Raw genomic sequence first — 24,902 nt, 5'->3', positions numbered from 1 at the left:
CCTTCATCTTAAGGGCTCTTTATTTTCAATAATATATAATGTGTTATAATTAAAAAATGGAGGTTTTTATGAAAAATAAAATTTTATATAGATTAAGTATCTTAGGCTTATCCCTATCTTTACTGCCAGCTTCAGTTTTTGCTGCAGAATATAAAGATTTAAAAAAAGACGGACCATTTTCTTGGGCTTATCCACAAATTATTGATTTATCTGAAAAAAATTTACTTTCAGGTTTTCCTGATGGAAATTTTAAACCTGAAAATCCTGTTTCTTTTTTAGAAACTTTAAAAATAATTGAGAGCATTTCAAAAGTAAGTCCAGAAGAGGCTGAACAAATAAAAAATTTACAAATTGATTTAAGTAAGTATTCTATACCCTTATGGGCAGATAGTGCGGTTAAATTTAATTTAGTAAGAGGAACAATAAGTGAAAAAACTCTTGAGGCAGGGAAAAAGGGCGGATTTATAGAAAATAAAAAGTATCCAGACAGAAATTCAATTGTAGTTTATCTTGGAAGAGCTTTTAAACTCAATAAATATGGAGACACATCTCTTTTAAAACATAAGGATTTATTTGATACTCCTTACATTTCTCAAGGTTATCTTGCAAGTCTTGTAGAACTTGGAATTTTTTCTGATTCAGGAAGTGACGGAAAGTTTTTGGGAAAAAGATATGTAAGAAGATCGGAAATGGCGGTTATTATGGATAAGATTTTAAAAACAAATCCAGAAATTTTAAAGGCATCTTCTTCAGTTATAGACAAAAACAGTGAAAAAATTCAAAATTCTAAAGAAATTCAAGGAAAATTAGTTGATATAAGAGATGATATTTTAACAATTGAACATGATGGAACTATGGAAAATTATAAGTCTTCTGTAAAAATTGACATAAGTAAAATTGGAAGCATATTTAAATTTACTATTGAAGATGGAATTGTTAAAAATTATTTTGAAGATATAAGTTCCCAAAATATGGTTTTTCCTGCAAATATTAAAATAAAAAATATTGAGAAGGAAGATTCAAGATATAAGAGTCTTGTGGAAATTTTAAATATATCTTTAAATTATAAGGGGCCAAGAGAATTTGTATATTATTTTGACAGGTCTCTTGAAAAAGACAAAGAGTATTTTTCAAATATTGAAATTGTTAATGGAAATGTAACAAAGGTAGACATAAATTGACAAATTGGAAAGAAAGAACTGAAAAAGTAATCGGAAAAGATGGAAGTGAAAAGCTTAAAAATTCATCAGTTATTGTATTCGGCTTAGGTGGAGTGGGTTCCTATGTGGCAGAATCTTTAGCAAGGGTAGGCCTAGGAAGAATAGGTATAGTTGATAGAGATTTTGTTGATATAACAAATAAAAATAGGCAACTTATAGCTTTGGATTCAACTTTAGGTTTAGATAAGGTCAGTGTATTAAAAAAAAGACTTTTAGATATAAATTCTGAAATTATAGTTGAAGCTTATAAAATAAATTATAGTGAAACCAGCCAAAGTTTAATTGATCTTAAAAATTATGATTTTATTGCAGATGCCATTGATGATGTTAAAGCTAAGCTACTTTTAATTAAAAATGCAGAAGAAAATAAGATTCCTATTATTTCATCAATGGGAACGGGTAATAAATTAGATCCATCAAAACTTATAATTACAAAAATCTCAAAAACTCATACGGATCCTCTGGCAAGGCGTATGAGAAAATTGCTAAAAGATATTAATTTAGATCCCATTGTAATTTATAGTACGGAAAAGCCAAATAATTTATCGGAAGATAAAAGAACTCCAGGTTCAACACCATTTGTTCCTCCGTCTGCAGGCTTAATGATTGGATCATATATTGTAAGGGAGTTATTAAAGTGAGCTATTTAGAAGAACTTAATGAAAGACAAAGAGAAGCGGTTTACCAAACTGAGGGTCCTCTTTTAATTCTTGCAGGAGCAGGATCTGGCAAGACAAAAGTTGTAACCAGTAAAATTGCATATTTAATAGAGCATTTAAATGTTTTTCCTTCTAAAATTTTAGCCTTTACCTTTACCAATAAAGCTGCTGGAGAAATGAGAGATAGGGTTGAAAAACTTCTTATGACTGATGCTTCAAAAATGTGGATTGGAACTTTTCACTCAATTTGCGTAAGAATTTTAAGGATGAATATTGATAGACTTGGCTTTAGTAAAAACTTTACTATTTATGACACCCATGACCAGGTAACTTTACTTAAGGATATTATAAAGAGAAGAAATTTAAACGGTGAAATGTTTAAACCTAAGGCTATAATTTCAAAAATTTCATCTTTAAAAAATGAAGGAGTAAGTCCTAAAGAATTTCTTAAAGAAAACGGGGAAAACTTTTACGATAAAATCTTAAGTGAGATTTATGAAGATTATAATTCATCTTTAAAGACCAACAATGCTTTAGATTTTGATGATTTGATTATAAAAACTGTTGAACTTTTAAGGGATTCTATTGAAGTTAGAAACTATTATAGGGAAAAGTTTGATTATATTTTTGTTGATGAGTATCAGGATACCAACAAAATGCAGTATTTTTTAATAAGGTATTTATCAAGAGAAAATCCAAATTTAACTTTAGTAGGAGATAATGACCAATCCATTTATAAGTGGAGAGGGGCGGATATTTCAAATATTTTAAATTTTGAAAAAGATTATAAGGATGCAAAAGTTATTTTACTTGAGCAAAATTATAGGTCGACGGGAAATATTTTAAGAGCTGCAAACTCAGTAATAAAAAATAATTCAGATAGGTATAAAAAGAATTTGTGGACTTCTCAAGAGGATGGAAAAGATGTGGAATATGAAAGATATGAACATTCTATTGAGGAGGACAGGGGTGTTGTAAATAAAATTGAGCAATTAAATTATAAGGGCAGATCTTTTGATGAGTTTGCAATTTTATATAGGACTAACGCTCAATCAAGAGGCTTTGAAGATATGCTCATGAGAGAGGGAATTCCATATAAGATCATAGGCGGTCTAAGGTTTTATGATAGAAAAGAGGTTAAGGATATTCTTGCCTATTTAAGGCTTCTCGTAAATGAAAATGATGATGTTTCTTTAAAGAGGATAATAAATACACCTAAAAGGGGCATAGGTTTAACAAGCCTTGAAAAACTTGAAGAAGCTGCCCTTCGTGAAAATATAAGTATTTTAAAAGTCATTGAAGATGCTGATAAATATGACTTTGGGAAAAATAAGAAGATAAATGATTTTAAGGAAATAATAGAAACCTTAAAGGACAAGGCACTAAATTTAGATCTGCCTTCTCTTATTGAAGGAGTTATTATTGATTCAGGCTATTTAAGTGATTTGCAGAAAGATAAAAGCTTAGAAAGCAGAACGAGGATTGAAAATTTAGAGGAGTTTGTTTCCGCTGCAAAAGATTTTGAAAAAGAAGTTGCGGGAGCAAGCCTGGAAGAATTTCTTGCCATGGTTTCTCTTTTGTCTGATGTTGATAAAACTGATGAGAAAAGCGGAGTAAAACTTATGACAGTTCATGCTGCTAAGGGATTGGAATTTCCTGTTGTTTTTTTAGTGGGCATGGAAGAAAATATCTTTCCTTCTTTTATGAGCATGGAAGAAGACGAAGACGTGGAAGAGGAAAGAAGACTTTGTTATGTTGCCATAACAAGAGCCGAGGAAGAATTATATATATCTTCAGCAAAGGCGAGAAACAGGTTTGGAAACACTCAATTTAATAGGGAATCCAGATTTATTGATGAAATGGGAGATATTAAAAAGATTTCCTGTGAAGAAAAAAATAACGTTGAAGTTATTGATTTTACAAAAACAAATAAAGATAAGGGTGAAGATTTATTAAGATATCCTATATGGAAAAGTCAAAAACCGGAAATGAGTAAGGAAAATAAAAATATAAATATAGGGGATAAGGTGAGACATAAAACTTTCGGTCAGGGAATGATTGTTGCTAAAACGAAAAAAGGAAATGATTATGAAGTTGTTATTTCTTTTGACAAGGGAGGAATAAAAAGACTTATGCTTTCCTTCGCACCTTTGGAGTTGATAAAATGAAAGATAGATTAAGAGAACTTGTAGATAGACTTAATGAATTGGGATACCACTACTATACTCTTGATGAACCTTTAGTAAGTGATAAGGAATATGACATTTTATATGATGAACTTGTAAAACTTGAAAAAGAAAGAGGCATTGTTTTAGAAGATTCACCTACAAAAAGAGTTGGAGGACAGGTTTTAAAGGGCTTTGTAAAACACACTCATATAAGCCCTCTTTATTCCATGGATAAGGCTCAAAGTTTTGAAGCTTTAAAAAATTGGGAAATTAGAAATAAAAGACTTTTGGAAAGCCTTAATATTAATGAAAAACTTGATTATGTTATAGAGCTTAAATTTGACGGGCTCACAATTAATTTAACTTATGATGGGGGATTTTTAGTAAATGCTGCTACAAGGGGAAATGGACTTGTAGGAGAGGAAATTTTACCTCAGATAAAAACCATAAAATCTATTCCTCTTAAAATTGATTATAAGGGAAAAATGGAAGTTCAAGGGGAAGGATTAATGCCCTATGATGCCTTTTATAGATACAATAAAGAAAATGAAGAGCCTCTTAAAAATGTAAGAAATGCTGCTGCAGGAGCCTTGAGAAACTTAGATTCAAAGGTTACTGAAAGTAGGCATTTAACTGCTTATTTTTACAATATAGGTTATATTGAAGGAAAAACTTTTGAGTCTGACATAGAAATGAAAAAATTTTTAAAGGACAATAGATTTAAGGTAAATTCAATTTATTATCATGTTTTTTCCATTGATGAGGCTATAGAAAAAATAAATCACATAGGAAAAATAAGAGATGATTTAGATGTTCAAATTGATGGGGTAACAATAAAAATAAATGATATGAAAATCAGACAGGCTTTGGGCTACACAAATAAATTTCCAAGATGGTCCATAGCCTACAAGTTTGAAGCGGAAGAAATAACCACAAAGCTTTTAGATGTAGTTTGGAATGTGGGAAGGAGTGCAAAGGTTACTCCCTCTGCTATTCTGGAACCGGTGGACATAGGCGGAGCTACTATTACAAGAGCAACTCTAAACAATTATGATGACATCTTAAGGAAAAAAGTTGAGTTAGGCTCAAGGGTTTTAATAAGAAGAAGCAATGATGTTATTCCTGAAATTTTAGGAGTAGTGCCCAGCGATGAAAAAACTATTCCTATTGAAAAACCGACACATTGTCCATCTTGTGGAGCGGAGTTGTATCAGGACGGGGTTCATATATTTTGTCCCAATACCTTATCCTGCATTCCTCAACTTGTTTCAAGGATTGTTCATTTTGCTTCAAGAGATGGTATGAATATAGAAGGTTTAAGTGACAAAACAGCCCTTAAACTTTTATCGGATTTAAATATAAAAGAAGTTCCCATGTTATATAAACTTGAACTTAAAGATTTAATGAAACTTGAAGGTTTTGGAAAAAAGAAAAGCCAAAATCTTTTAGATGAAATAGAAAAAAGTAAAGATGTGGAACTTGAAAACTTTATATATGCCTTGGGAATTCACAATGTAGGCATAAAAACTGCAAGAGATCTTGCAAAAAACTTTGAATCTTTTGAAAATTTATCCAAGGCTAAAGAAGAAGACCTAAAGGATATAGGAGATATAGGACCTATAACAGCTCATGAGATTGTAGAATTTTTTAAAGATAAAAAAATTAAAGAGGCTCTTGATGAATTAATTGAGTATGGAGTAAAAAGCCACTACACAAAAATACAAACAGAAAATAATTATTTTAAAGATAAAATAATAGTTCTTACAGGAGCTTTATCAAGGCCAAGAAAAGAAATTGAAAATGAGCTTTTAGGTTTAGGAGCAAAAGTGACAGGATCAGTAAGCAAAAAAACTGATTTGGTTATCATAGGAGAAAGTCCTGGTTCTAAGGCAGATAAGGCACAAAGTCTTGGTATAGAAATAATAGATGAAGATGAGTATAATAAGCGGAGGTAACAATGAAGCTTGAGGAAATTAAACACATAGCAGATATTGCTCAGATTGAATTTTCAGAAGAGGAGCTTAAAAACTTTGAAGAAGATTTTTCTGAAACTATGAATTTAATTGATAGTATTGCTAAGATTGACACTGAGAATATAGAAGGAGTTTTTCAGGTCAACGGAACAATTAATAATTTAAGAGAAGATAAGGTAAAAGAATCTTTAGATGTGAAGGATGCTACTGAAAACACAGCAGAAGAAAAATACGGATTCTTTAAGATTATAAAGTTTGTGGAGTAAAATATGAATTTAACAGAATTATCCCTTGAACAACTTTGTCAGGGTTATAGAAAAAAAGATTTTTCAGTTACTGAAGTTACAAGGGCATATATAAAAAATATTGAAGAAAAAGACGGAGAAATAAATGCTTACATTACTAAGACAAATGATCTTGCTTTAAAGAGGGCAAAAGAACTTGATGAAGGAAATTTTGACCTTCCCCTATATGGAATTCCTCTTTCCCTTAAAGATAATATTTCTTTAAAAGATGTAAGAATGACTTGTGGATCAAAAATGCTTGAAAACTATATTTCTCCCTATGACTCTTCTGTAAGTAAAAAAGTAAAAGAAGCAGGAGCTGTCATTTTAGGAAAGACAAATATGGATGAATTTGCCATGGGGGCGACAACAAGAAGTTCCTATTTTGGCTATACAAAAAACCCCTTAAATACAAAACTTGTACCAGGAGGTTCATCAGGAGGAAGCGCAGCTTCTGTTGCATCAAATACAGCTCTTGTTTCAGTGGGAACTGATACAGGAGGATCTACAAGACAACCTGCAAGCTACTGTGGTATTGTAGGGATAAAACCCACTTACGGAAGTATTTCAAGATATGGAATTTCCACTATGGCAAATACTTTTGATTCTCCGGGAACAATGGGACATTCCGTTGAAGATGCAACAAGTCTTTTAAAAATTTTAGTTGGAAGAGATAAATTAGATGCAACAAGTCTTGGAAATGAATCCATTGAAAAAATTGATTTAAAAAATTTAGATGAAACTTATTTAAAAAACAAAAAAATTGCAATTCCAAAAATTTATATGGAAATGGATTTAAAAGAAAATGTTATGTCTGAATTTGAAAGGGCAATAAAAAAATTCCAAGATTTAGGAGGAAAAGTTGAAATAATAGACCTTCCCTATTTAAAATATGTAATAGAAACTTATCACATTCTCGTAAATGGAGAAATAGCTCCTAATATGGCAAGATTTGATGGCCTTAGATTTGGACACAGAACAAAGGAATATGGAAGTATTGAAGAAATGTATAGAAAATCAAGGGGAGAAGGATTCGGAAAAGAAGTAAAAAAACGTATTATGATAGGAACTCATATACTTAGCTTGGATCTTGCAGAAGACTACTATTATAAGGCTTTAAAAGTAAGGGGACTTATAAAAAGAGATATGGATATGGCTCTAAAAGATCATGATTTTATTTTGAGTCCAACTTCACCTATGCTTCCCTTTGAACTTGAAAGTAATATGTCCAGTGTTGAAGTTTATCAAGCTGATATGTTTACAATTCCTGCAAATATGGCGGGCTGCCCATCTCTTTCAATTCCAATGCCCATTAAAGATGGCCTTTCAGTAGGAATTGAACTTACAGGAAAAAGATTTGAAGACGATGTAATTATTAATTGTGCCCATATATTTGAAAGGAGTTTTAAATGAAATATAAGACAATAGTAGGTCTTGAAATACACGTTGAGCTTTCAACTAAGACAAAAGCCTTTTGCTCTTGCGAAAATGCCTACGGAAAAGAACCCAACACTTTAACTTGTCCTGTTTGTTTAGGACTTCCGGGAGGACTTCCAGTATTAAATGAAAATGTTGTAAAATATTCTGTTATGGCAGGTCTTGCCTTAAATTGCGAAATAAAAAATCACAGTAAATTTGACAGAAAAAATTACTTTTATCCCGACCTTACAAAGGGCTTTCAAATAACACAAGATGACCAGGCAATTTGCTATGATGGTTACATTGAAATAGAAGGCCAAGAGGGGCCAAAAAAAGTTGGAATTTATAAAATACAAATGGAAGAAGACACAGGTAAATCTCTTCACATGGAAGAAGATACCCTTATGGATTACAACAGATGCGGTGTTCCTCTTATAGAAATTGTAAGTAAGCCCGATATGAATAGCGGAGCTGAAGCAAGAATGTTTCTTGAAAATTTAAAGAGCACCCTTGTGTACTTGGGAATAAGTGACTGCAAAATGGAAGAGGGTTCCCTAAGATGCGATGTAAATGTAAATGTCATTGATACTGAAAGTGGTAAAAAAACAAAAGTTACTGAAGTTAAAAATTTAAACTCTTTTAGAGGAGTAGAAAAAGCAATTGACTTTGAAGTTGAAAGACACATTGGTCTTCTTGAAAAGGGAGAAGAAGAATTAAGGACCACAAGAAGATGGGATGATGCAAACAATAAAACTGTGCTTATGAGAATAAAATATACAGTTGCAGATTATAGATTTGCACCGGAAGGAGATTTACCGCCTGTTGAAATAAGCGATGAATACATTGAAGAAATAAGAAGATCCATGCCGGAGCTTCCTAAAGAAAAAAGTCTTAGATTTGTAAAAGAATATAAACTTCCAAAATATGATGCTGAAGTTTTAACATCTACAATAGAACTTGCAGATTATTATGAAAAACTTGTAGAAAAATTTGATGACTATAATATGGCAAGTAATTGGATGATGACAGAAGTTTTAAGAAGAGTGGATTTGCAAGGTGATGAAAAATTTAAAACTCCTTTTGAAGTAGAAGATCTGAAAATTTTACTTGAACAAATAAAAGAAAACAAAATTAACAATAATGCAGGAAAAAAAGTTTTGCGAGAAATGTTTGAAACAGGTAAAAAACCCCTTGATATTATAAAGGAAAAAGGTCTTATACAAATAAGCGATACAGGGGAGATAGAAAAAATAGTTGATAAAATTATTTCAGAAAATCCTCAATCCATAGAAGATTACAAAAATGGAAAAGACAGAGCTTTAGGCTTCTTAGTAGGACAAGTTATGAAAGCTTCAAGAGGAAAAGCAAACCCTCAATTAGCAAATAAAATGATTCTTGAAAAATTAAAAAACATATAATAAAATGTGTTGCAGATTTCTGCAACATGGGAAGATGTCAGAGTGGTCTAATGTGCTTGTCTCGAAAACAAGTGGGCTTTCGGGCCTCGGGAGTTCGAATCTCCCTCTTCCCGCCAAAAAAGGAAGCATATTTTGATAGAAAAATGTGCTTCCTTTTTCCTTGCCAAAAAGCATTGATTTCAAGGGATTTCAACATTTAGCGACATAAGTTAGTCTGCCCTGGTGCGCTTTACGAGACGGGCTTTTCTTGTTTTTGCTTGGCTGCGTGAAGTTCATCGAATAAAAAGGTTTGCTTTGTGGGTAAAGGTCGACTTTATTTTATAAATATCTTTCCATACACAATACATGTAGAATCAGTTTCTCTTCTTGAGAAAATAAAATAAATATTTAAAAGCAAGCAGATCCGTGAAGGGTCTGTTTTTAATATAAGTGATAATGTTATACTATAAGTGTAATTATTGGATAGTAGCATCAAATTGCTTATAGACAAATGATACAGAACAAATTAATTTAATAGATTTCAAAGTAAGTACATGAGAGGGTTAGAATGAAGAGTGTTTTGATTATAGAAGATAATAAAGAAATTGCTTTACAAATGGAAAAGTATTTGGTTAATAATGGTTATGAAGTAGAGATTGCATCATCTTTTTACGAAGCAAGCTATAAGATGAATGTAGACATGGATGTGGCACTACTTGATATAAATCTACCAGATAAAGACGGTCAACATTTGATTAAAAAGTTAAAAGATAAGAACATAAGAGTCATTGTAACAACAGTAAAAAACGATGAAGATTTTATAATTGCATCTCTTGATAAGGGAGCAGATGATTACTTAACAAAGCCTTTTTCTCTTGCAATATTAAGGGCAAGAATTGATGCAGTTTTAAGGACAATACCTTTAACTCAAGACAAAAAAGTCACTTACAAGGATATAAAAATAGATTTAAAAGAATCAAAAGTTTATTTTAAAGGTAAGCAAATAGAGCTAACTCCACTTGAGTATGAAATCTTAGTCTTATTTATTAAAAATCCTCATCGAGTTTATACCAGAGGCCAGCTGTTAGAAATGTTTTGGGAAGACAGGGATAGGTTTGTAAATGACAATACTCTCACATCTACTATTAAGAGAATCAGAGAAAAGCTTGATAGGGAAGTTATCACTACTGTCAGAGGAATTGGATATAGGATGGATTAGATGATATATGTATTTTGGATAATAAGTCTGGGACTTCTTTATTATTTTTTAGAATCAAGAAAGAAAAATAGGATAAATGACCTCATAAAATTGATAGAAAATATGAAAAATCAGGACTACAAAATTCCTATGAAGCAAGATGATTTTTCAATTTTAGAGGATAAAATTTACAAGCTTTTTATAGAAATAGTAGAAGCCAAAGAGACGACCACTAAAAATAGCGAAAAGCAAATAGAATACCTAGAAGATATTGCCCATCAGATAAAAACTCCAATTACTTCTATGATTTTTTCTATAGAAAATTTAGAGTTGGACTATCCAGATAGTAGAGATATAGAGATTTTAAAAAGACAAACAATCAGATTAAACTCTCTATCAGATATTTTACTCAAACTATCAAGCCTTGATGCAAACAAAGATCTTATGAAAAAAGAACAAATTCGTTTAGATGAATTAGTGGATTATGCTTTAGATAGTTTAGATTTAAGAAAATCTACCAATGTAGAAATAAAGAAGAGTTTAAAGAAAAATAGTATTTGTGGAGATTTTTATTGGCTGGCAGAAGCTCTCATTAATATTATAAAGAATGCTGATAATAGACCAACTTGTGACAAAATTGTGGTTTCATCCTACAAAAATCCCCTCTATACAAGCTTAATCATTGAAGACAATGGCGGAGGAATAGAAAAAGAAAATATTAAAAAAATCTTTAAGCGCTTTTATAAAACCCCCGATTCAAATGGCTTTGGAATAGGTCTTGCCATGGCAAAGACAATTGTCGAAAAAAACAATGGAGAAATTTCTGTTTCAAATATTGATGTTGGAGCAAGATTTGAAATTAAATTTTACAATGTCACCTAAAAATCACTTTACTTTAATAAGCTTTCTTTAAGATAAAAAGGAGGCAAGTATGGAAATTTTAAAAGTAGAAAATTTAAGAAAAGAATATGGCGAGGGTAATTCTAAGGTCATTGCCTTAGACGGTGTTGACCTTACAATAGAAAGAGGAGAATTTGTAGCCATTGTTGGACCAAGTGGGTCTGGTAAATCAACACTTCTACATATCATAGGAGGAGTAGATAGTCCAAATTCTGGAAAGGTTTATATAGATGGTAACGACATCTCAAAGTATTCTTCCAAGGAATTAGCCTACTTTAGAAGAAGAAAAGTCGGACTAATTTATCAATTTTATAATTTGATTCCCAACTTAACGGTTCGTCACAATATAGAACTTCCATTAAAACTTGATAAAAGAAAAATAAATCAAGATGAATTTTCAGATATAGTAAAAAAACTTGGTATAGAAAGTAAACTTGACTCTTTTCCAAGTGAATTATCAGGAGGTCAGCAGCAGAGAGTTGCCATAGCGAGAAGTCTTATCTACAATCCATCTATCATATTGGCAGATGAACCGACTGGAAATTTGGATAGAAAAAATTCTAAGGAAATAATTGAAATTTTTAAATATTTTAACAAAACTTTAAAACAGACGATTATCCTAATCACCCATGACGAAGAAATAGCCTTACAAGCAAATCGAATTATTACAATAGTCGATGGAAAAATCCTAGGAGATGAGAAACATGAATAAGAAGAATTTTCCTATTTTCATTTCCTTATTTATTGTAAGTTTGTTTTTCACCGTAATTTTTTATTACGGATATACAAATATGAGGGCTAACTATGGTTATTACATGGCTTCAAGCTTTTATCATGGAGAGATTAAAGAAGAACTTTCAAATGAAGATGTTGAAAAGTTAAAGTCCATTGAAGATATAGACTTGGTCGGAAAAATGTCTCTTAATCCTGACAACGGAAAACTTGCTGACGATTTAGTCGTTATAAACTACCAAGACGAAGCAATCAATAAGATGAGAGAGTATTCAAGACTTACCCACGGCAGATTTGCTGAAAAGGAAGACGAAATTGTTTTATCTGAAAGCCTTGTAAAGAAAAATAAACTTAAAATCGGCGACAAGATAGAACTTGATTTGGGAAAAAGGTTTTTAGATGGCGAAGAGATAGGACCTACAAGTGCAAATACTGGCAGGGAAATATTTAAGAGCCAAGGTTTTAAAAAATTCACTTTAGTCGGTGTTTACGGAGATGTCTACAACAAGTACAGTAAACTAAGTTTTGCTCTTGGACTACAAGATAAAATGACCAGCTTCAGGACTTTTGTAAAATTTCATTCATTTGAAGAAGCTTACAAAAATAGAGATAAAATTCAAGCAGAAATCAATCAGACTTTGGGCAAAAAAGTTACTTTAGAATTTTCTGAAAGTCTTATAAACTATTACGGAGTAGAAAACGAACCCTTACAAAATATAATGAGCCAGGCTGTTCTTGTTCTATCAGTCCTTGGATGTGTAGCAATCTTTGTGTTTTTTATAAAAAACATCTTTTGGGTTTGGGGGCTTAGGAAGATTAGAGAGCTTTCCATTTACAAGTCCATAGGATCTACCAATGGACAAATTCATCTCTTACTTCTAAAGGAAGGACTTATTACAACTGCAATTCCAATAATTTTAGGACATATTGCAGGATTTTTCTTTATGTATTGTTTGTATAAAAACATAACAAAAGGTGAAGGAGTAAGTGCCTTTGAAGTTATAAAATTTAATCCCTTATTAAGTTTGGCGATAATTTTAGTTTCTTTTATCATTGTGGCACTAGCCATTAAATCTCCTGCGAAAAAGATTTCTAAAATAAATATTATAGATGGCATAAGAGGGAATATAGATTTTTCAAAATCAAAGAAGAAAAGAGCCAAAGATTTTTGGAAGGAATTAAAACTCAACAACTTAGCTTCAATAAAATCACAGAGATATATTTCTGCAATAGGGATAATCATCATTTCAGTATTTATAATCATCATAGGTATCTCAAGTTACTACAGAGATTTTTCACGTTACGATGCTGGTTATAATTTTTCCGTGTACTATTTTAGCGAAAACAACCAAGTACCAAAAATATTAAAAAAAATTGTAGATAAAATTCCTAACGACAAGTCTTATATTTCAAAAGATAAATATGTTCAAGTGGAAAATACAAACGAATTTTCAAAAGAAGCAAAGGCAGCTGGTTTAGATGAGGAAGCTAGAAAGAATATTAAAAAATATAAGGAAGAGGGTATTGATGGGTTTATCATCGCCTTGGAAGAAAAAGACTTAAGAGAACTTGGAGGAAAGAAGGGTGAATTTATCCTCTACAATACAATTCAAGAAGATTCTTCTATTCCAATAGCCAAGGCAAAGAGAATTCCATATTTTGAAAATCCACAGACTTTAGATATTAACTTTGCAAATGATTATAAGAAGACTATTAAAATTTCAAAGACAATAACAGATTTGGGAAAATATAAGTCGAGAACAATGCCTTTTGATGTAAAAGTTTATACAGATTTTGACACTTATTTTAAACTTATGGAAGAAGCAGGTGATGAGAAATACACAAATTATGCCTATACTTTAAATATGAAGGTAAAAGATTCTGATACGAAAGATGTAAAAGAATATGTAGAATCCATGATTAGAAGTAAAATCTCACCGGAGGATCGCTTTAATATTACAACAGGTGAAGAAAGTGAAAAAAATAGATACAATGATTTGAAAAGTCTAATAAAAATTGTAATAGGAATTGCATCAATCATCTTTGTACTAAATATTACCAACGGCTACTCATCCATTAATTTAAGTCTCATGAGCAGAAAAAAAGAAATCGGAAGTCTTTACTCTTGTGGAATGGACGTAGATGAGTTAAAGGGTATTTATCAAAAGGAGTTTATTGGAGAGCAGATAAAGTCCTTTATAATTTCTATTATGGTGAGTTTAGGTGTTATGTTTGTAATATCATTAATCGCTACTAGTTTAAGAATGTGTACTTTAATAAAATATTATGACTACAAAAGTTTCTTAGGATTCTCACTAGTTGTCTATGGTATTAACCTAATCATCTATCATTTTTCCTTAAAGAGAATTTTAGACAGACCAACTATTGATTTGATTAGAACAGAATAATTTCAAAGAAATAGGAGTATCTATTAAACAGAAATTAAGCAAGAAGATATTTCTACTTGGACTTGTAATATTTGTGATTTCCTACCTACTTCCAGTAGATATATTTGGAGGCTTTACAAATCTAAGACCAACTGGCCTTGCATAAATGTTTGTTTGCCCAATTATTGGACTAATAGGTTTAATATTTTGGCTAAAGGAAAAGGATAAGTTATTTATAGTCTTGAATATTCTGTTAATCTTATTACTTCCTATAGCAATGCTTTTAGGTCATCTAATAAAAGTAATGCGACTAGACTAAGAAAATAATAATTTAAACAGCTCTTTTGTAGGGCTGTTTTTTCTTTCTTTGCTCCAGAATGATATAATGTATTATAAGATACGTATTGATTAATATATTCCCACATACGAGGCTTTTGAAAATTTTCAAAATTTATCTATACTGACCACTCAAGCCACGTGGGGTGCGCATGCTGGATGTCAAGAGTTATGTGAAATAGGAAATAAATGTTGATTTCAAAGGATTTTAGAATTTAATTATAAATGGGAGAATGAGATAATCTCCATTTATTTAAGAAGATTAAAATGGTTCTTCCTGCATTCGATGATCCCTTCTCTTCGCATTCGTGTCAGTTCCTTAGACATGTTTGTGCGTTCAAGATTCAGGTAATTGGCCAGCTGCTGTCGGTCAAATGGAATATCAAATTCCGTGGAGCGTTTCTGCAGTGATACGGTATTTAAATATGCAAGGATCCGCCCTCTGGCGCTTTTCGGTGCAGTGTGAAAGCTGCGGCCGGAGAGCGTCAGATTTTTAAGTGATGATATCATCAAAAGATTTCTATATAGTTTATGGGACCAGACTGCATTTTGCATATTTGAGATCAGATCACCGATATGGATGAAGAGAATCTGGCAATTTTCGTTTGCCATAACATCTACAAGCATAACTTCTTCTGTAAGCAGGGCATAGGTTTCAGCAAAAAATTGTCCTGACCCTACGTGGCTTAGGATGGTACGGTTACCCCACATATCGTTGCTCTCTATGGTTACGCTGCCGGAGAGCACCATCCCCATCTGATCCGTAAGATCTCCGGCGTGAAGGATGGCGTTTCCTTTTTTATATGATTTTCTGTGTGCATTGAGTGTCAGAAGGCATTCATTCCGTTCGGTGTCTGTCATGTCTTTAAACAGGATACTTTTTTTTAATAAATCGTCATTCATAAAAAATCTCTTTTCTTTTCAAAATGTGGTTCAAACCACATACTTATGTATGAAAGTATACTATACTGACATCAAGAAGGCAAGGAGGATATTGAGATGATTAGAAAAATAATCCACATAGACGAAGAAAAATGCAACGGCTGCGGACTTTGCGCGACTGCGTGCCATGAGGGTGCGATTGACATGATTAACGGTAAGGCAAAGCTTGTACGGGAAAATTATTGCGACGGATTTGGCGATTGTCTGCCGGGCTGCCCAACGGGTGCGATCACCTTTGAGGAGCGGGAAGCACCAGCATATGACGAAGCGGCTGTTAAGGCAGCTCAGATGCAGAAGATTAAGAAGTCGGAGGAAGATAAGGTGACTACAGAAGAAATCATGAAGATCGAAAATGAAGAAGAACGTAGAGCGGCAATGATGAAGCATTTGCAGGAAGGCGGGTCAATGCCTCACGGTGGATGCCCGGGGTCGAGGGCGATGCAGATGAAGCGCGAAGAGGAGGCCCTTGAAAACAGGGAAAACATTCAGCAGGCGGTTATTTCAAAGCCGGTCTCAAGGCTGAATCAGTGGCCTTGCCAGATCAAGCTTCTTCCGACACAGGCGCCATTCTATGACGGAGCGAAGCTCTTGATTGCGGCAGATTGCACAGCATATGCTTATGCCAATATGCATGAGGATTTCATGAAGGGAAAGATCACGTTGATCGGATGCCCTAAGCTGGATGATATCGACTATTCCGAAAAGCTGACTGAGATCATAGCGAAAAATGATGTCAAGAGTGTGACCATCGTCCGCATGGAAGTTCCATGCTGTGGAGGCCTTCAGAGGGCGGCGGAAAACGCTCTGCGTAACAGCGGGAAATTCATCCCGTGGCAGGTTGTGACCATTTCGAGGGACGGAAAAATTTTGGGTTAAAATGTGGTTTGAACCACATACAAGATTCAATAAAAATGTTAGTCTAAGTATAAAAGAAAACAGGAGGTATCATTATGAGTTATTCAGATTGGAAAGATAAAACAGCGGAATTTAAGACAGTTGACGTAAGAGGAATCCAGGGCAATTTCTTCCAAGGACTTAAGAAACAGGCAATGGGACTCTCGGTTGGACAGGGGCTTGAGGTTGTGCAGAGCTTTGATCCGATCCCACTTTATGAGGTGATGGAAGATCTCGGTTATGAGCATCATACAGAGCAGACAGGTGATACGGAGTTTCATGCCTATTTTTACAGGACGATTGTGAAGCAGGAAGAGAAGGATATTCCGATGAGACCGGCAGCGCTTACAAATATGCCGCTGATTGATGAAGGGCTGGGAAAGGTAGCGGTTGAATTCTGGGATTTGACCTGGAATGACAACAAGAGACATCTGCCTTATGAGATGCGTCTGCTTCTTTCGCTGACAAATGCAGTCGGTGCCGGCAGGATGCGTCAGGCGACAAGAGAACTGGTAAAGGCATATATCCACGGATTAGACAGTGCAGCACTTGATGATGTGTTTGAACTTCTGGCCTGGAATCAGGGAATCGGTTATTTCAGCTCTGAAATTGGGCCATCCACACTGTTTGCCGCATATAAGACGATCAAGAACATGGAGAAGAAGGGAAAAGCGCGCGGTGAGATCTGTGAAGCGCTGAAAGAAAAGTTCGGTGAGAAAAATCCGGATGTAAAGGTTCAGTAAGGTGGTAAGGGATATGGAGATTACGAAAGATACAAAACTGAAAGACCTGATCATCACATATCCGTGGCTTAAGGATGAGATGGCAAAGGTCAATGATAAGTTCAAGCTGTTGAATACTCCGGTAGGCAAGGTGATGCTTGGAAAAGCCACAATTACGGAGATGAGCAAAAAATCCGGCATGGACGCAGACGTTCTTATAAGCAGGATATCGGATCTTATCAAAGCGCATAAGCAGGTGATGGTATGAACGAAAAGACCGGAGAGGTATTCTCCATAGCAAAGGATAATCAGCCGGTGCCGGGGTGTACGATATCCAAGGCAGTATACAGTGGAATTAATGATATTATTTACTTTTCACTGGCGAAGAATACGGATATCAGTGCGGAGATCTATCCCTACTACAAGCTGCTCGTTGTGGCAGATGGAAACATGGAAGTCTATGGCACGGATGGCTTTTCAAAGAAGATAGAAAAAGAAGAAAGTATCGTGACTCTGACGGATGTACCGATGGGAATTAGAACATCGGAAGGCGCAGTTTATACAGAGATCATGATCAGGAAGGAGGATATTATGAATGAAGCGATTAAAGCGGGGGAAGTTTTTAAACTGGCGGATCTTGTGCCTTATGCGGAAGGTAAAATCGTAAACATGGACGTGGCACACAATGACAAGATGAAATTTGTGGTTATGGCTTTTGATGAGGGCACCGGCCTTTCTGAGCATGCCGCACCCGGCGAAGCAATCATCTTTGCGCTGGATGGCGAAGGCGTTATTGGATATGAGGGTAAGGAACACCCGATAAAGGCGGGTGAGAATTTCCATTTTGCGAAAGCCGGTCTGCACTCGGTAAAAGCAACGAAGAAGTTCAAGATGGCGCTTCTTTTGACATTGGAATAAGAGAAAGATAGGTGATTATTATGAAGTATGTGGTAAATGACGGAAGTATTTTCTATGACAGATGAGGGAGTTGCGAAAGCAATAGAAGAAGAGGTTCCGGTAGAAAGTGAATCTGCTGCGGCTGAAGCAAAAGACGGATGCCCGGTAGGAGCAATAGAGGAAGTATAAGTTAACAGAAGGAGGAAAATATTCATGGCAGAGAATAAGATGTTTTGTTTCCAGTGCCAGGAAACAGCGGGATGCAAAGGATGTACAGTTTCAGGGGTATGCGGCAAGAAGCCGGAAGTTGCGGCTATGCAGGATCTTCTGATCTATGTGACAAAGGGATTATCGTCAGTAACAACAGCTCTTAGGAGTGAGGGGAAAGAGGTCTCAAAAGAGATCAATCACCTCGTTACAATGAATCTCTTTATTACGATTACAAATGCGAATTTTGACCGCAAGGCGATCATTGCTGCGATTAAAAACACACTGAAGGTTAAAGAAGAACAGTTATCAAGACTTGACAGCAAAGAATGTCTGACTGAAGCGGCGCTTTGGAATGGAGATGAAGCGGAGTTTGACGAAAAAGCACAGAATGTTGGAGTTCTGGCAACAGAAAATGAAGATATCAGAAGCCTTCGTGAGCTTATCACTTATGGATTGAAGGGACTTGCGGCTTACTCTAAACATGCGAATGCTCTAATTCAGGACAATGAAGATGTAGATGCATTTATTCAGAAAGCTTTGACAAAGATCCAGGACGATTCCCTTACGGTAGACGATCTTGTGGCGCTGACACTTGAGACCGGAAAGTTTGGAGTGGATGGTATGGCGCTACTTGACAAGGCGAATACGGAAGCCTATGGCAATCCTGAGATCACTACGGTAGACCTTGGTGTCAGAAAAAATCCTGGCATTTTGATTTCCGGACATGACCTTCGTGATCTGGAAATGCTTCTGGAACAGACGAAGGATACCGGAGTTGATGTCTATACGCATTCTGAGATGCTTCCGGCACACTATTATCCGGCATTTAAGAAATATCCTCACTTTGCCGGAAACTATGGCAATGCGTGGTGGAAGCAGAAGGATGAATTTGAATCATTCAATGGCCCGATCCTTATGACCACCAACTGCATCGTGCCGCCGAAGGACAGCTATAAAGACCGCCTATGGACGACAGGATCTGCGGGATATCCAGGATGCGGTCATATCTCCGGAGAATATGGGGAGGAAAAAGACTTCTCCGCAATTATTGAACAGGCAAAAGGATGCCCTGCACCGACAGAAATCGAAACAGGAACAATCATCGGCGGATTTGCCCATGAGCAAGTATTTGCTCTGGCAGAGCCTGTTGTAAACGCGGTAAAATCCGGAGCTATTCGTAAATTTGTCGTGATGGCGGGCTGCGATGGCAGACATAAGAGCCGTGATTACTATACGGAGTTTGCAAAGGCACTTCCGAAAGATGTTGTCATTCTTACAGCCGGATGCGCAAAGTATAAGTACAATAAGCTGGATCTGGGTGATATTGGCGGAATTCCGAGAGTTCTTGATGCGGGGCAGTGCAATGATTCCTATTCACTGGCATTGATCGCTCTTAAGCTGAAAGAGATCTTCGAGCTTGAGGATATCAATGAACTGCCGCTGGCGTTCAACATCGCTTGGTATGAGCAGAAAGCCGTGATCGTGCTTCTCGCGCTGTTGTATCTGGGTGTAAAGAATATTCATCTTGGCCCTACACTTCCGGCATTCCTGTCACCGAATGTGGCAAAGGTGTTGGTAGAGAACTTCAGTATCGCGGGGATCACTACTGTTGATGAAGACTTAAAAATTCTTATTGAATAAAAAGAATTTTTAATTTAGACTGACCTGTAGGATAGTGAACATTCTGCAGGTCTTTTATTCTATAAAAATATGAAAAATTCACTGTAACCTTTCTAATGTGGATTTGTCCCCTCAAAGCAAACAAAGAAAAGGCCAGGCAGATTCAATCGGGGCATTTATGTTAGAACTACACGAAACCGAAAATCCCATCACGGAATTTGATAATAAGCTGTGGATTTCTGTAATAGAAAGCATAACGGTAAAAAACAATGGAGCACTACTGTTCCGGTTTAAAAACGGAATGGAAATCGAAGGATAATACAAACATAAAACAGAGTCCGCAGACATATTTGACTGCGGATTTTTGCTGCTAATATGAGTTTGCACCCATACCCCTTGAATTGCACCCCCACAGCCTCATTTGCACCCACGACCTTGCATTTGCAACCATAGGCTGAAATTCTATCAATATATGATTTCCTTTCCAAATAAAAAGCACTTTTACTAAAAATAAGTAAAAGTGTTTTTTATTTTATAAATTTTTTAAAAAATATAGAAGTTCCTTAGAATATTCTTTTTGCAAAGCATAATAAACTTGAGCCTTAACATATTCGAGTTTATTACCAGTATCAAATCTTTGACCAGAAAATTCGTAGGCATAAACCTGAGAATTATGAGCAAGAGTATTTAAAGCATCAGTAAGTTGGATTTCACCACCATGACCTGCTTTTGTATTTTTTAAAATTTCAAAAATTTCATTTTTTATTACATATCGGCCCATTATTGCAAAATTAGAAGGAGCTTTTTCAATAGGGGGTTTTTCCACTAAAGAATTGACTTTTATAAGATCACCAAAGTTTTCTCCATCAATTATTCCATATTTTGTAAGATCTTCCCTTGGAACTTTTCTCGTGCCGATTACAGTGGAATTAACTTTTTCATATTTTTCTATAAGCTGAGAAATAGCATGGGGAGGATCAATGATTTCATCTCCTAAAAGAAGAGCAAAATCTTGTCCGCAAGTAAAATTTTCTGCCATTAAAACAGCATGGCCAAGACCTAAGGGCTTACCCTGTCTTTTAAAAGTAATCTCCAAAGGATATTTAAAACTTGCACAGTTATAAAGATCTATTTTATTTTTTTTAAGTAAATCTTCTTCAATTTCTGGATTATTGTCAAAATAATCCTCAATAGGACTTTTGTTCCTTCCGCTTATTATTAACAATTCTTCAATGCCGGCATCAACAATTTCTTGAACTATAAAATCTATAACAGGTCTGTCAATTATAGGTAACATTTCCTTGGGAATAGATTTTGTAATAGGCAAAAATCTTGTGCCGAGGCCTGCCGCAGGAATAACCGCTTTTTTAATTTTCATATTATCACCAATATAATGTTACCATATTTTTAAACCTAAGACTTTAATATTTTTCGTCTTTAAGATAATATAAAAGTATAAAATTTATTAGGTGATAAAATGTTTAAAATATTAATAGTAGATGACGAAGAAAAAATAAGAGAAGTTATAAAAACTTATGGAGAATACAACGGCCACAAAGTTTTGGAAGCAGTGGACGGGCTCGATGCAATAGAAAAAGTAAAAGAAAATGATTTTGACATTATAGTAATGGACATAATGATGCCAAAACTTGACGGCTTTACAGCCTATAAAGAAATAAAAAAAATTAAAGATATTCCTGTTATTATGCTTTCAGCAAGAAGTGAAGAATATGACAAACTTTTTGGCTTTGAAGTAGGAGCAGACGACTATGTAGTTAAACCCTTTTCTCCAAAGGAGCTTATGGCAAGAATAAATGTAATTGTAAATAGAAATAGAAAGGGAAATGTAAAGAGAGTTTTAGATGTGGAAGGACTTCACATTGACTTAGATGGCAGAACAGTTTCCATTGATGGAGAAAAAATTGATTTAACACCAAAAGAATATGATCTTTTAGTTTTTATGATAAAAAATAAAAATGTAGCTTTAACAAGAAATAAACTTTTAAGCAAAGTCTGGGGCTATGAATTTTACGGCGATGACAGAACAGTAGACACCCACATAAAAATGCTGAGAAATTCTATAAAAGATTATAGAAAATATATTGTAACAGTTAGAGGAGTAGGTTATAAATTTGAAGAAGGGCCTTTACAAGGAAATAACTAAAGGCAGTATATTAACTAAACTTTGGAAATATTTTATTGTTTTTGCGGGAATAATCTTTTTAATGCTTTGGCTTTTACAAATAGTTTTTTTAAATTATTTTTACGAGTCCATGAAATTAAAAGATGTTGCAAAAATCGGGACCAATGTTCAAGAAAAATTTAAAGATGAAGGTTTTAAAGAGCTTGTTGAAAATTATTCATTAAGAAAATCTCTGACCATAAAAGTTGTAGATGAATATGGAAATTATGTCTATCCCATAAGCAACGCTTTTGAAGAATCTATTAGACCGCCTATTTCAAAAGTTGAGTTTGATAAGCTCTTTAGTAAAATTCAAAGAGAAAATTTAAAATATAATATTTGGGCACAAAAAGTTCAAAAAATGAATAACAGCGTTTTGACCTTTGCAGGATATTTGGGAAATGCAGATGGAGTGAGATACTATATATCCATTCAGTCCATATTAGAGCCTGTTGATTTCGCCATAGACATTTTAAGAAAGCAACTTTTAATAGTTTCTCTTCTTTCACTGATAATATCAATGATATTGTCCTATTTTATTTCAAAGAGATTGGCAAGACCAATAGAAAGACTTTCGGAAACGGCAAGAGATATGGCTGGAGGAAACTTGGATGTAAAATTTGTAGGAAAATCTTACGATGAAATCAATAATCTTTCAAGAGCCTTAAATTTAGCAACAGAAGAAGTAAATAAAACTTTGGAACTTAGAAAAGATTTAATAGCTAATGTAAGTCACGATTTAAAAACGCCCCTAACCTTAATTAAAAGTTATGGAGAAATGATAAAAGACATAAGTGGGGACAATAAAGAAATGCGTGAAAAGCACATCAATGTAATAATAGATGAAGCAGATCATCTGACAGATCTTGTGAACAATCTTTTAGATATATCCAAACTTGAAAGTAAGCTTGAAGACTTTAACCCATTTGAATTTGACTTAAAAGAAATCATAGAAGGAGAAGTTAAAAGATTTAAAAGCTTAGAAAAAGATTTCCAAATAAAAACCACTTATAAGGGCGATTTAAAAATAAAAGGAGATCCTCAAAGAATAAAGCAAGTTGTGTATAATTTAATTTCCAACGCCATCAAATATTCGGGAAAAAGTAAGAAAATAGAAATAAAAGCAGAAGAAATTTCAAAAGACACTGTAAGGTTTGACTGTATAGATTTCGGAATTGGCATAAGTCAAGAAGAAATTGAGAACATATGGGAAAGATTTTATAGGGCGGGGGACAACCGTACAAGGCCTCGTGTAGGCACAGGACTGGGTCTATTTATCGTCAAAAGTATATTAGACATACATTCATATGCCTATGGAGTAAAATCCACCTTAGGAAAGGGCTCAGACTTTTATTTCATAGCTAAAAAATAATAAAAAATAAAATTTAAAATAAGATAAAAAATGGACTCTGAAAAAATTCTTTAAACCATATTTAAAAGGATTTTTCAGAGTTTATTTTTTTATAAAATTTTTCCTTAAATAAATTAATTTTAGAGCTTGAAAATGATTTCTCGAATATGCTATAATACTATTAAAATATTACTGGTATTATTAGTGGTATTTTAATAGTAAATTTCTGAGTGAAAAATGAAAGGAGAAAAAAATGAGGAAATTTAGGAAACATATTATGGCTGGATTATTAGCTGGCACATTATTACTTACTGCTTGTGGAAATAAGGAAAACAGTTCTGCAAGCGAACCAAAAGATGAAAATGTTATCAAAATAGCGGTAGCGGGCCCGCTAACAGGAGACAATTCAGAATATGGTATAGGATTTTCAAACGCAGCTGAAATTATGGCTGAAGAATGGAATGAAAATGGAGGAATTGATTCTAAAAAAATATCAATTGTAAAATTTGACGACAAAAACTCACCAGAAGAAGGAGTTTCAGTAGCAAATAAAATTGCAAGTGAAAAAGATATTCCTTGCGTAATCGGACACTTTGCATCAGGGGTATGTTTAGCTGCAGCTCCAATTTATCAAGAAAATAAAATTGTTGAAATTTCACCGTCATCTTCTCACCCAGATTATTCAGGAATGGGAAATTTTATTATAAGAAATAACACTGTAATTAATACCGAAGCTCAAGCAAGTCTTGACATAGCTGTTAATGATCTTGGCAAAAAGAACATAGGAATTATTTCTATAAAGACTGACTGGGGAGTAAGTACAGCAGGAATAGTTAAAGAAATAGTTGAAAAAGATTTTAAAGATGCAAAAGTTGTAGCTCACGAAGAAGTTATTGAAGGTTCTGACGATTACAGACCTGCAATTGCAAAATTAAATGATGCAGGAGCAGATGTTGTAATATGCGTAGGAATGTACAACCTTGTAGCACCTGTTGCTAAACAATATAAGGAAATAAATCCTGACATAGCTATTGTAGGATTCTCAAATGCTTATTCTCAACAATTATTGGAACTTGGCGGAGACGCTATTGAAGGAGTTGCTTTCCCTGTAATATTCTTCGCACAATCTGAAGACCCAAAAGTAAAATCATTTGTTGAAAAATACAAAGAAAAATATGGTTCTGAACCAAGTGCCCTTACAGCACAAGCTTATGACTCAGTTGGAGTATTCCTAACAGCAGCACAAAAAGTAGGAGTGGACGACACCGAAAAAATAGTTAATGAAATTTTATCTATGGAATACGAAGGAGTAACAGGACATACTAAATTTGATGAAAATGGAGATGTTCATAAAGCCTTTACAAAAATCGTAGTTAAAGATGGAAAATTTGACTTATTAAAGAAATAACAT

Annotated in this window: 23 protein-coding genes, 1 tRNA gene and 1 pseudogene; 23 read left to right on the top strand and 2 right to left on the bottom strand. The window is 34.1% G+C overall.

Going from position 1 to position 24,902, the window contains the following annotated elements:
- The first annotated feature begins 68 nt into the window (after window positions 1–68).
- The 13 genes and pseudogenes from J2S72_RS02105 (at window position 69) to J2S72_RS02045 (ending at window position 14,656) form a co-directional block, all read left to right on the top strand.
- Window positions 69–1,181, top strand: coding sequence for an S-layer homology domain-containing protein (locus J2S72_RS02105; RefSeq protein ID WP_023055230.1), 1,113 nt, complete (start codon window positions 69–71; stop codon window positions 1,179–1,181).
- Window positions 1,178–1,861 carry a tRNA threonylcarbamoyladenosine dehydratase gene (locus tag J2S72_RS02100; RefSeq protein WP_023055250.1) on the top strand — a complete coding sequence of 228 codons (684 nt, stop codon included), beginning with the start codon at window positions 1,178–1,180 and terminating at the stop codon, window positions 1,859–1,861. The genes J2S72_RS02105 and J2S72_RS02100 overlap by 4 nt, the downstream gene beginning before the upstream one ends.
- On the top strand, window positions 1,858–4,047 hold the full coding sequence (gene pcrA / locus J2S72_RS02095; RefSeq protein WP_023055195.1) for a DNA helicase PcrA: 2,190 nt from the start codon (window positions 1,858–1,860) through the stop codon (window positions 4,045–4,047). The genes J2S72_RS02100 and pcrA overlap by 4 nt, the downstream gene beginning before the upstream one ends.
- Window positions 4,044–6,002: an NAD-dependent DNA ligase LigA gene (ligA, locus tag J2S72_RS02090; protein WP_307494899.1), complete on the top strand. Its 1,959-nt coding sequence runs from the start codon at window positions 4,044–4,046 to the stop codon at window positions 6,000–6,002. Before pcrA ends, ligA begins: the two co-directional genes overlap by 4 nt.
- A 2-nt stretch (window positions 6,003–6,004) precedes the next feature.
- The gene (gatC, locus tag J2S72_RS02085) at window positions 6,005–6,286 is read left to right on the top strand and encodes an Asp-tRNA(Asn)/Glu-tRNA(Gln) amidotransferase subunit GatC (RefSeq protein WP_023055215.1); all 282 of its coding nucleotides are present in this window, start codon (window positions 6,005–6,007) and stop codon (window positions 6,284–6,286) included.
- 3 nt (window positions 6,287–6,289) lie between these two features.
- A complete protein-coding gene (gatA, locus tag J2S72_RS02080; protein ID WP_307494898.1) occupies window positions 6,290–7,717 on the top strand; it encodes an Asp-tRNA(Asn)/Glu-tRNA(Gln) amidotransferase subunit GatA in 1,428 nt (475 codons plus the stop codon).
- Window positions 7,714–9,141 (top strand): Asp-tRNA(Asn)/Glu-tRNA(Gln) amidotransferase subunit GatB, encoded by a 1,428-nt coding sequence (gene gatB / locus J2S72_RS02075; protein WP_023055219.1) that lies wholly within the window; start codon window positions 7,714–7,716, stop codon window positions 9,139–9,141. Before gatA ends, gatB begins: the two co-directional genes overlap by 4 nt.
- Window positions 9,142–9,169: 28 nt before the next feature.
- A tRNA-Ser gene (locus J2S72_RS02070) sits at window positions 9,170–9,257 on the top strand.
- A gap of 431 nt (window positions 9,258–9,688) precedes the next feature.
- Window positions 9,689–10,339, top strand: coding sequence for a response regulator transcription factor (locus J2S72_RS02065; RefSeq protein ID WP_307494897.1), 651 nt, complete (start codon window positions 9,689–9,691; stop codon window positions 10,337–10,339).
- Window positions 10,340–11,200 (top strand): sensor histidine kinase, encoded by an 861-nt coding sequence (locus tag J2S72_RS02060; RefSeq protein ID WP_307494896.1) that lies wholly within the window; start codon window positions 10,340–10,342, stop codon window positions 11,198–11,200. It abuts the gene before it with no gap.
- Between the two features lie 49 nt (window positions 11,201–11,249).
- On the top strand, window positions 11,250–11,930 hold the full coding sequence (locus J2S72_RS02055) for an ABC transporter ATP-binding protein (protein WP_307494895.1): 681 nt from the start codon (window positions 11,250–11,252) through the stop codon (window positions 11,928–11,930).
- Window positions 11,923–14,358 (top strand): ABC transporter permease, encoded by a 2,436-nt coding sequence (locus tag J2S72_RS02050; RefSeq protein WP_307494894.1) that lies wholly within the window; start codon window positions 11,923–11,925, stop codon window positions 14,356–14,358. Before J2S72_RS02055 ends, J2S72_RS02050 begins: the two co-directional genes overlap by 8 nt.
- A gap of 22 nt (window positions 14,359–14,380) precedes the next feature.
- A pseudogene (locus J2S72_RS02045) lies at window positions 14,381–14,656 on the top strand (hypothetical protein).
- A gap of 266 nt (window positions 14,657–14,922) precedes the next feature.
- Here J2S72_RS02045 and J2S72_RS02040 read toward each other — a convergent pair.
- A complete protein-coding gene (locus tag J2S72_RS02040) occupies window positions 14,923–15,576 on the bottom strand; it encodes a Crp/Fnr family transcriptional regulator (RefSeq protein ID WP_307494893.1) in 654 nt (217 codons plus the stop codon).
- A gap of 96 nt (window positions 15,577–15,672) precedes the next feature.
- On the opposite strand from J2S72_RS02040, the gene J2S72_RS02035 reads away from it, so the two are divergent.
- From J2S72_RS02035 to J2S72_RS02005, 7 genes are all read left to right on the top strand, one after another.
- The gene (locus J2S72_RS02035) at window positions 15,673–16,491 is read left to right on the top strand and encodes an ATP-binding protein (RefSeq protein ID WP_307494892.1); all 819 of its coding nucleotides are present in this window, start codon (window positions 15,673–15,675) and stop codon (window positions 16,489–16,491) included.
- Between the two features lie 74 nt (window positions 16,492–16,565).
- The gene (locus J2S72_RS02030) at window positions 16,566–17,252 is read left to right on the top strand and encodes a DUF2249 domain-containing protein (RefSeq protein WP_023055239.1); all 687 of its coding nucleotides are present in this window, start codon (window positions 16,566–16,568) and stop codon (window positions 17,250–17,252) included.
- A gap of 13 nt (window positions 17,253–17,265) precedes the next feature.
- On the top strand, window positions 17,266–17,499 hold the full coding sequence (locus J2S72_RS02025) for a DUF1858 domain-containing protein (RefSeq protein WP_023055247.1): 234 nt from the start codon (window positions 17,266–17,268) through the stop codon (window positions 17,497–17,499).
- A complete protein-coding gene (locus J2S72_RS02020) occupies window positions 17,496–18,149 on the top strand; it encodes a cupin domain-containing protein (RefSeq protein ID WP_023055234.1) in 654 nt (217 codons plus the stop codon). The genes J2S72_RS02025 and J2S72_RS02020 overlap by 4 nt, the downstream gene beginning before the upstream one ends.
- Window positions 18,150–18,185: 36 nt before the next feature.
- The gene (locus J2S72_RS02015) at window positions 18,186–18,317 is read left to right on the top strand and encodes a ferredoxin (RefSeq protein ID WP_023055240.1); all 132 of its coding nucleotides are present in this window, start codon (window positions 18,186–18,188) and stop codon (window positions 18,315–18,317) included.
- 39 nt (window positions 18,318–18,356) lie between these two features.
- On the top strand, window positions 18,357–19,979 hold the full coding sequence (gene hcp / locus J2S72_RS02010) for a hydroxylamine reductase (protein WP_202899121.1): 1,623 nt from the start codon (window positions 18,357–18,359) through the stop codon (window positions 19,977–19,979).
- A gap of 157 nt (window positions 19,980–20,136) precedes the next feature.
- Window positions 20,137–20,277 carry a hypothetical protein gene (locus J2S72_RS02005; RefSeq protein ID WP_307494891.1) on the top strand — a complete coding sequence of 47 codons (141 nt, stop codon included), beginning with the start codon at window positions 20,137–20,139 and terminating at the stop codon, window positions 20,275–20,277.
- Between the two features lie 213 nt (window positions 20,278–20,490).
- On the opposite strand, the gene J2S72_RS02000 is transcribed toward J2S72_RS02005, so the two are convergent.
- The gene (locus J2S72_RS02000; RefSeq protein WP_307494890.1) at window positions 20,491–21,336 is read right to left on the bottom strand and encodes a UTP--glucose-1-phosphate uridylyltransferase; all 846 of its coding nucleotides are present in this window, start codon (window positions 21,334–21,336) and stop codon (window positions 20,491–20,493) included.
- A 99-nt stretch (window positions 21,337–21,435) separates the two neighbouring features.
- On the opposite strand from J2S72_RS02000, the gene J2S72_RS01995 reads away from it, so the two are divergent.
- The 3 genes from J2S72_RS01995 to J2S72_RS01985 all read left to right on the top strand — a co-directional run bounded on the left by J2S72_RS01995 (window position 21,436) and on the right by J2S72_RS01985 (window position 24,899).
- Window positions 21,436–22,122, top strand: a complete 687-nt coding sequence (locus J2S72_RS01995) for a response regulator transcription factor (protein WP_023055225.1) — start codon at window positions 21,436–21,438, stop codon at window positions 22,120–22,122.
- Complete coding sequence (locus J2S72_RS01990; protein WP_023055226.1) at window positions 22,091–23,512, top strand: sensor histidine kinase; 1,422 nt, start codon at window positions 22,091–22,093, stop codon at window positions 23,510–23,512. The genes J2S72_RS01995 and J2S72_RS01990 overlap by 32 nt, the downstream gene beginning before the upstream one ends.
- Before the next feature lie 256 nt (window positions 23,513–23,768).
- Window positions 23,769–24,899 (top strand): ABC transporter substrate-binding protein, encoded by a 1,131-nt coding sequence (locus J2S72_RS01985; protein WP_202899120.1) that lies wholly within the window; start codon window positions 23,769–23,771, stop codon window positions 24,897–24,899.
- Window positions 24,900–24,902 lie beyond the last annotated feature (3 nt).

This window comes from Peptoniphilus koenoeneniae (assembly GCF_030812875.1).
Classification (GTDB): domain Bacteria; phylum Bacillota; class Clostridia; order Tissierellales; family Peptoniphilaceae; genus Peptoniphilus_B; species Peptoniphilus_B koenoeneniae.
The sequence above is the reverse complement of the archived record's forward strand: the minus strand, read 5'-3'. Positions and strand labels throughout refer to the sequence as shown.

What these genes read in the sequence shown, in the direction of transcription:
- gatB (WP_023055219.1), top strand. Translation starts at nt 7,714, where the DNA reads ATGAAATATAAGACAATAGTAGGTCTTGAAATACACGTTGAGCTTTCA.
- J2S72_RS02025 (WP_023055247.1), top strand. Translation starts at nt 17,266, where the DNA reads ATGGAGATTACGAAAGATACAAAACTGAAAGACCTGATCATCACATAT.
- J2S72_RS01995 (WP_023055225.1), top strand. Translation starts at nt 21,436, where the DNA reads ATGTTTAAAATATTAATAGTAGATGACGAAGAAAAAATAAGAGAAGTT.
- J2S72_RS02060 (WP_307494896.1), top strand. Translation starts at nt 10,340, where the DNA reads ATGATATATGTATTTTGGATAATAAGTCTGGGACTTCTTTATTATTTT.
- J2S72_RS02050 (WP_307494894.1), top strand. Translation starts at nt 11,923, where the DNA reads ATGAATAAGAAGAATTTTCCTATTTTCATTTCCTTATTTATTGTAAGT.
- J2S72_RS02105 (WP_023055230.1), top strand. Translation starts at nt 69, where the DNA reads ATGAAAAATAAAATTTTATATAGATTAAGTATCTTAGGCTTATCCCTA.
- J2S72_RS02020 (WP_023055234.1), top strand. Translation starts at nt 17,496, where the DNA reads ATGAACGAAAAGACCGGAGAGGTATTCTCCATAGCAAAGGATAATCAG.
- J2S72_RS02040 (WP_307494893.1), bottom strand. Translation starts at nt 15,576, where the DNA reads ATGAATGACGATTTATTAAAAAAAAGTATCCTGTTTAAAGACATGACA.
- hcp (WP_202899121.1), top strand. Translation starts at nt 18,357, where the DNA reads ATGTTTTGTTTCCAGTGCCAGGAAACAGCGGGATGCAAAGGATGTACA.
- J2S72_RS01985 (WP_202899120.1), top strand. Translation starts at nt 23,769, where the DNA reads ATGGCTGGATTATTAGCTGGCACATTATTACTTACTGCTTGTGGAAAT.
- J2S72_RS02035 (WP_307494892.1), top strand. Translation starts at nt 15,673, where the DNA reads ATGATTAGAAAAATAATCCACATAGACGAAGAAAAATGCAACGGCTGC.
- J2S72_RS02015 (WP_023055240.1), top strand. Translation starts at nt 18,186, where the DNA reads ATGACGGAAGTATTTTCTATGACAGATGAGGGAGTTGCGAAAGCAATA.
- J2S72_RS02055 (WP_307494895.1), top strand. Translation starts at nt 11,250, where the DNA reads ATGGAAATTTTAAAAGTAGAAAATTTAAGAAAAGAATATGGCGAGGGT.
- J2S72_RS02030 (WP_023055239.1), top strand. Translation starts at nt 16,566, where the DNA reads ATGAGTTATTCAGATTGGAAAGATAAAACAGCGGAATTTAAGACAGTT.
- gatC (WP_023055215.1), top strand. Translation starts at nt 6,005, where the DNA reads ATGAAGCTTGAGGAAATTAAACACATAGCAGATATTGCTCAGATTGAA.
- J2S72_RS02005 (WP_307494891.1), top strand. Translation starts at nt 20,137, where the DNA reads ATGTTAGAACTACACGAAACCGAAAATCCCATCACGGAATTTGATAAT.
- J2S72_RS02065 (WP_307494897.1), top strand. Translation starts at nt 9,689, where the DNA reads ATGAAGAGTGTTTTGATTATAGAAGATAATAAAGAAATTGCTTTACAA.
- J2S72_RS02000 (WP_307494890.1), bottom strand. Translation starts at nt 21,336, where the DNA reads ATGAAAATTAAAAAAGCGGTTATTCCTGCGGCAGGCCTCGGCACAAGA.
- gatA (WP_307494898.1), top strand. Translation starts at nt 6,290, where the DNA reads ATGAATTTAACAGAATTATCCCTTGAACAACTTTGTCAGGGTTATAGA.
- ligA (WP_307494899.1), top strand. Translation starts at nt 4,044, where the DNA reads ATGAAAGATAGATTAAGAGAACTTGTAGATAGACTTAATGAATTGGGA.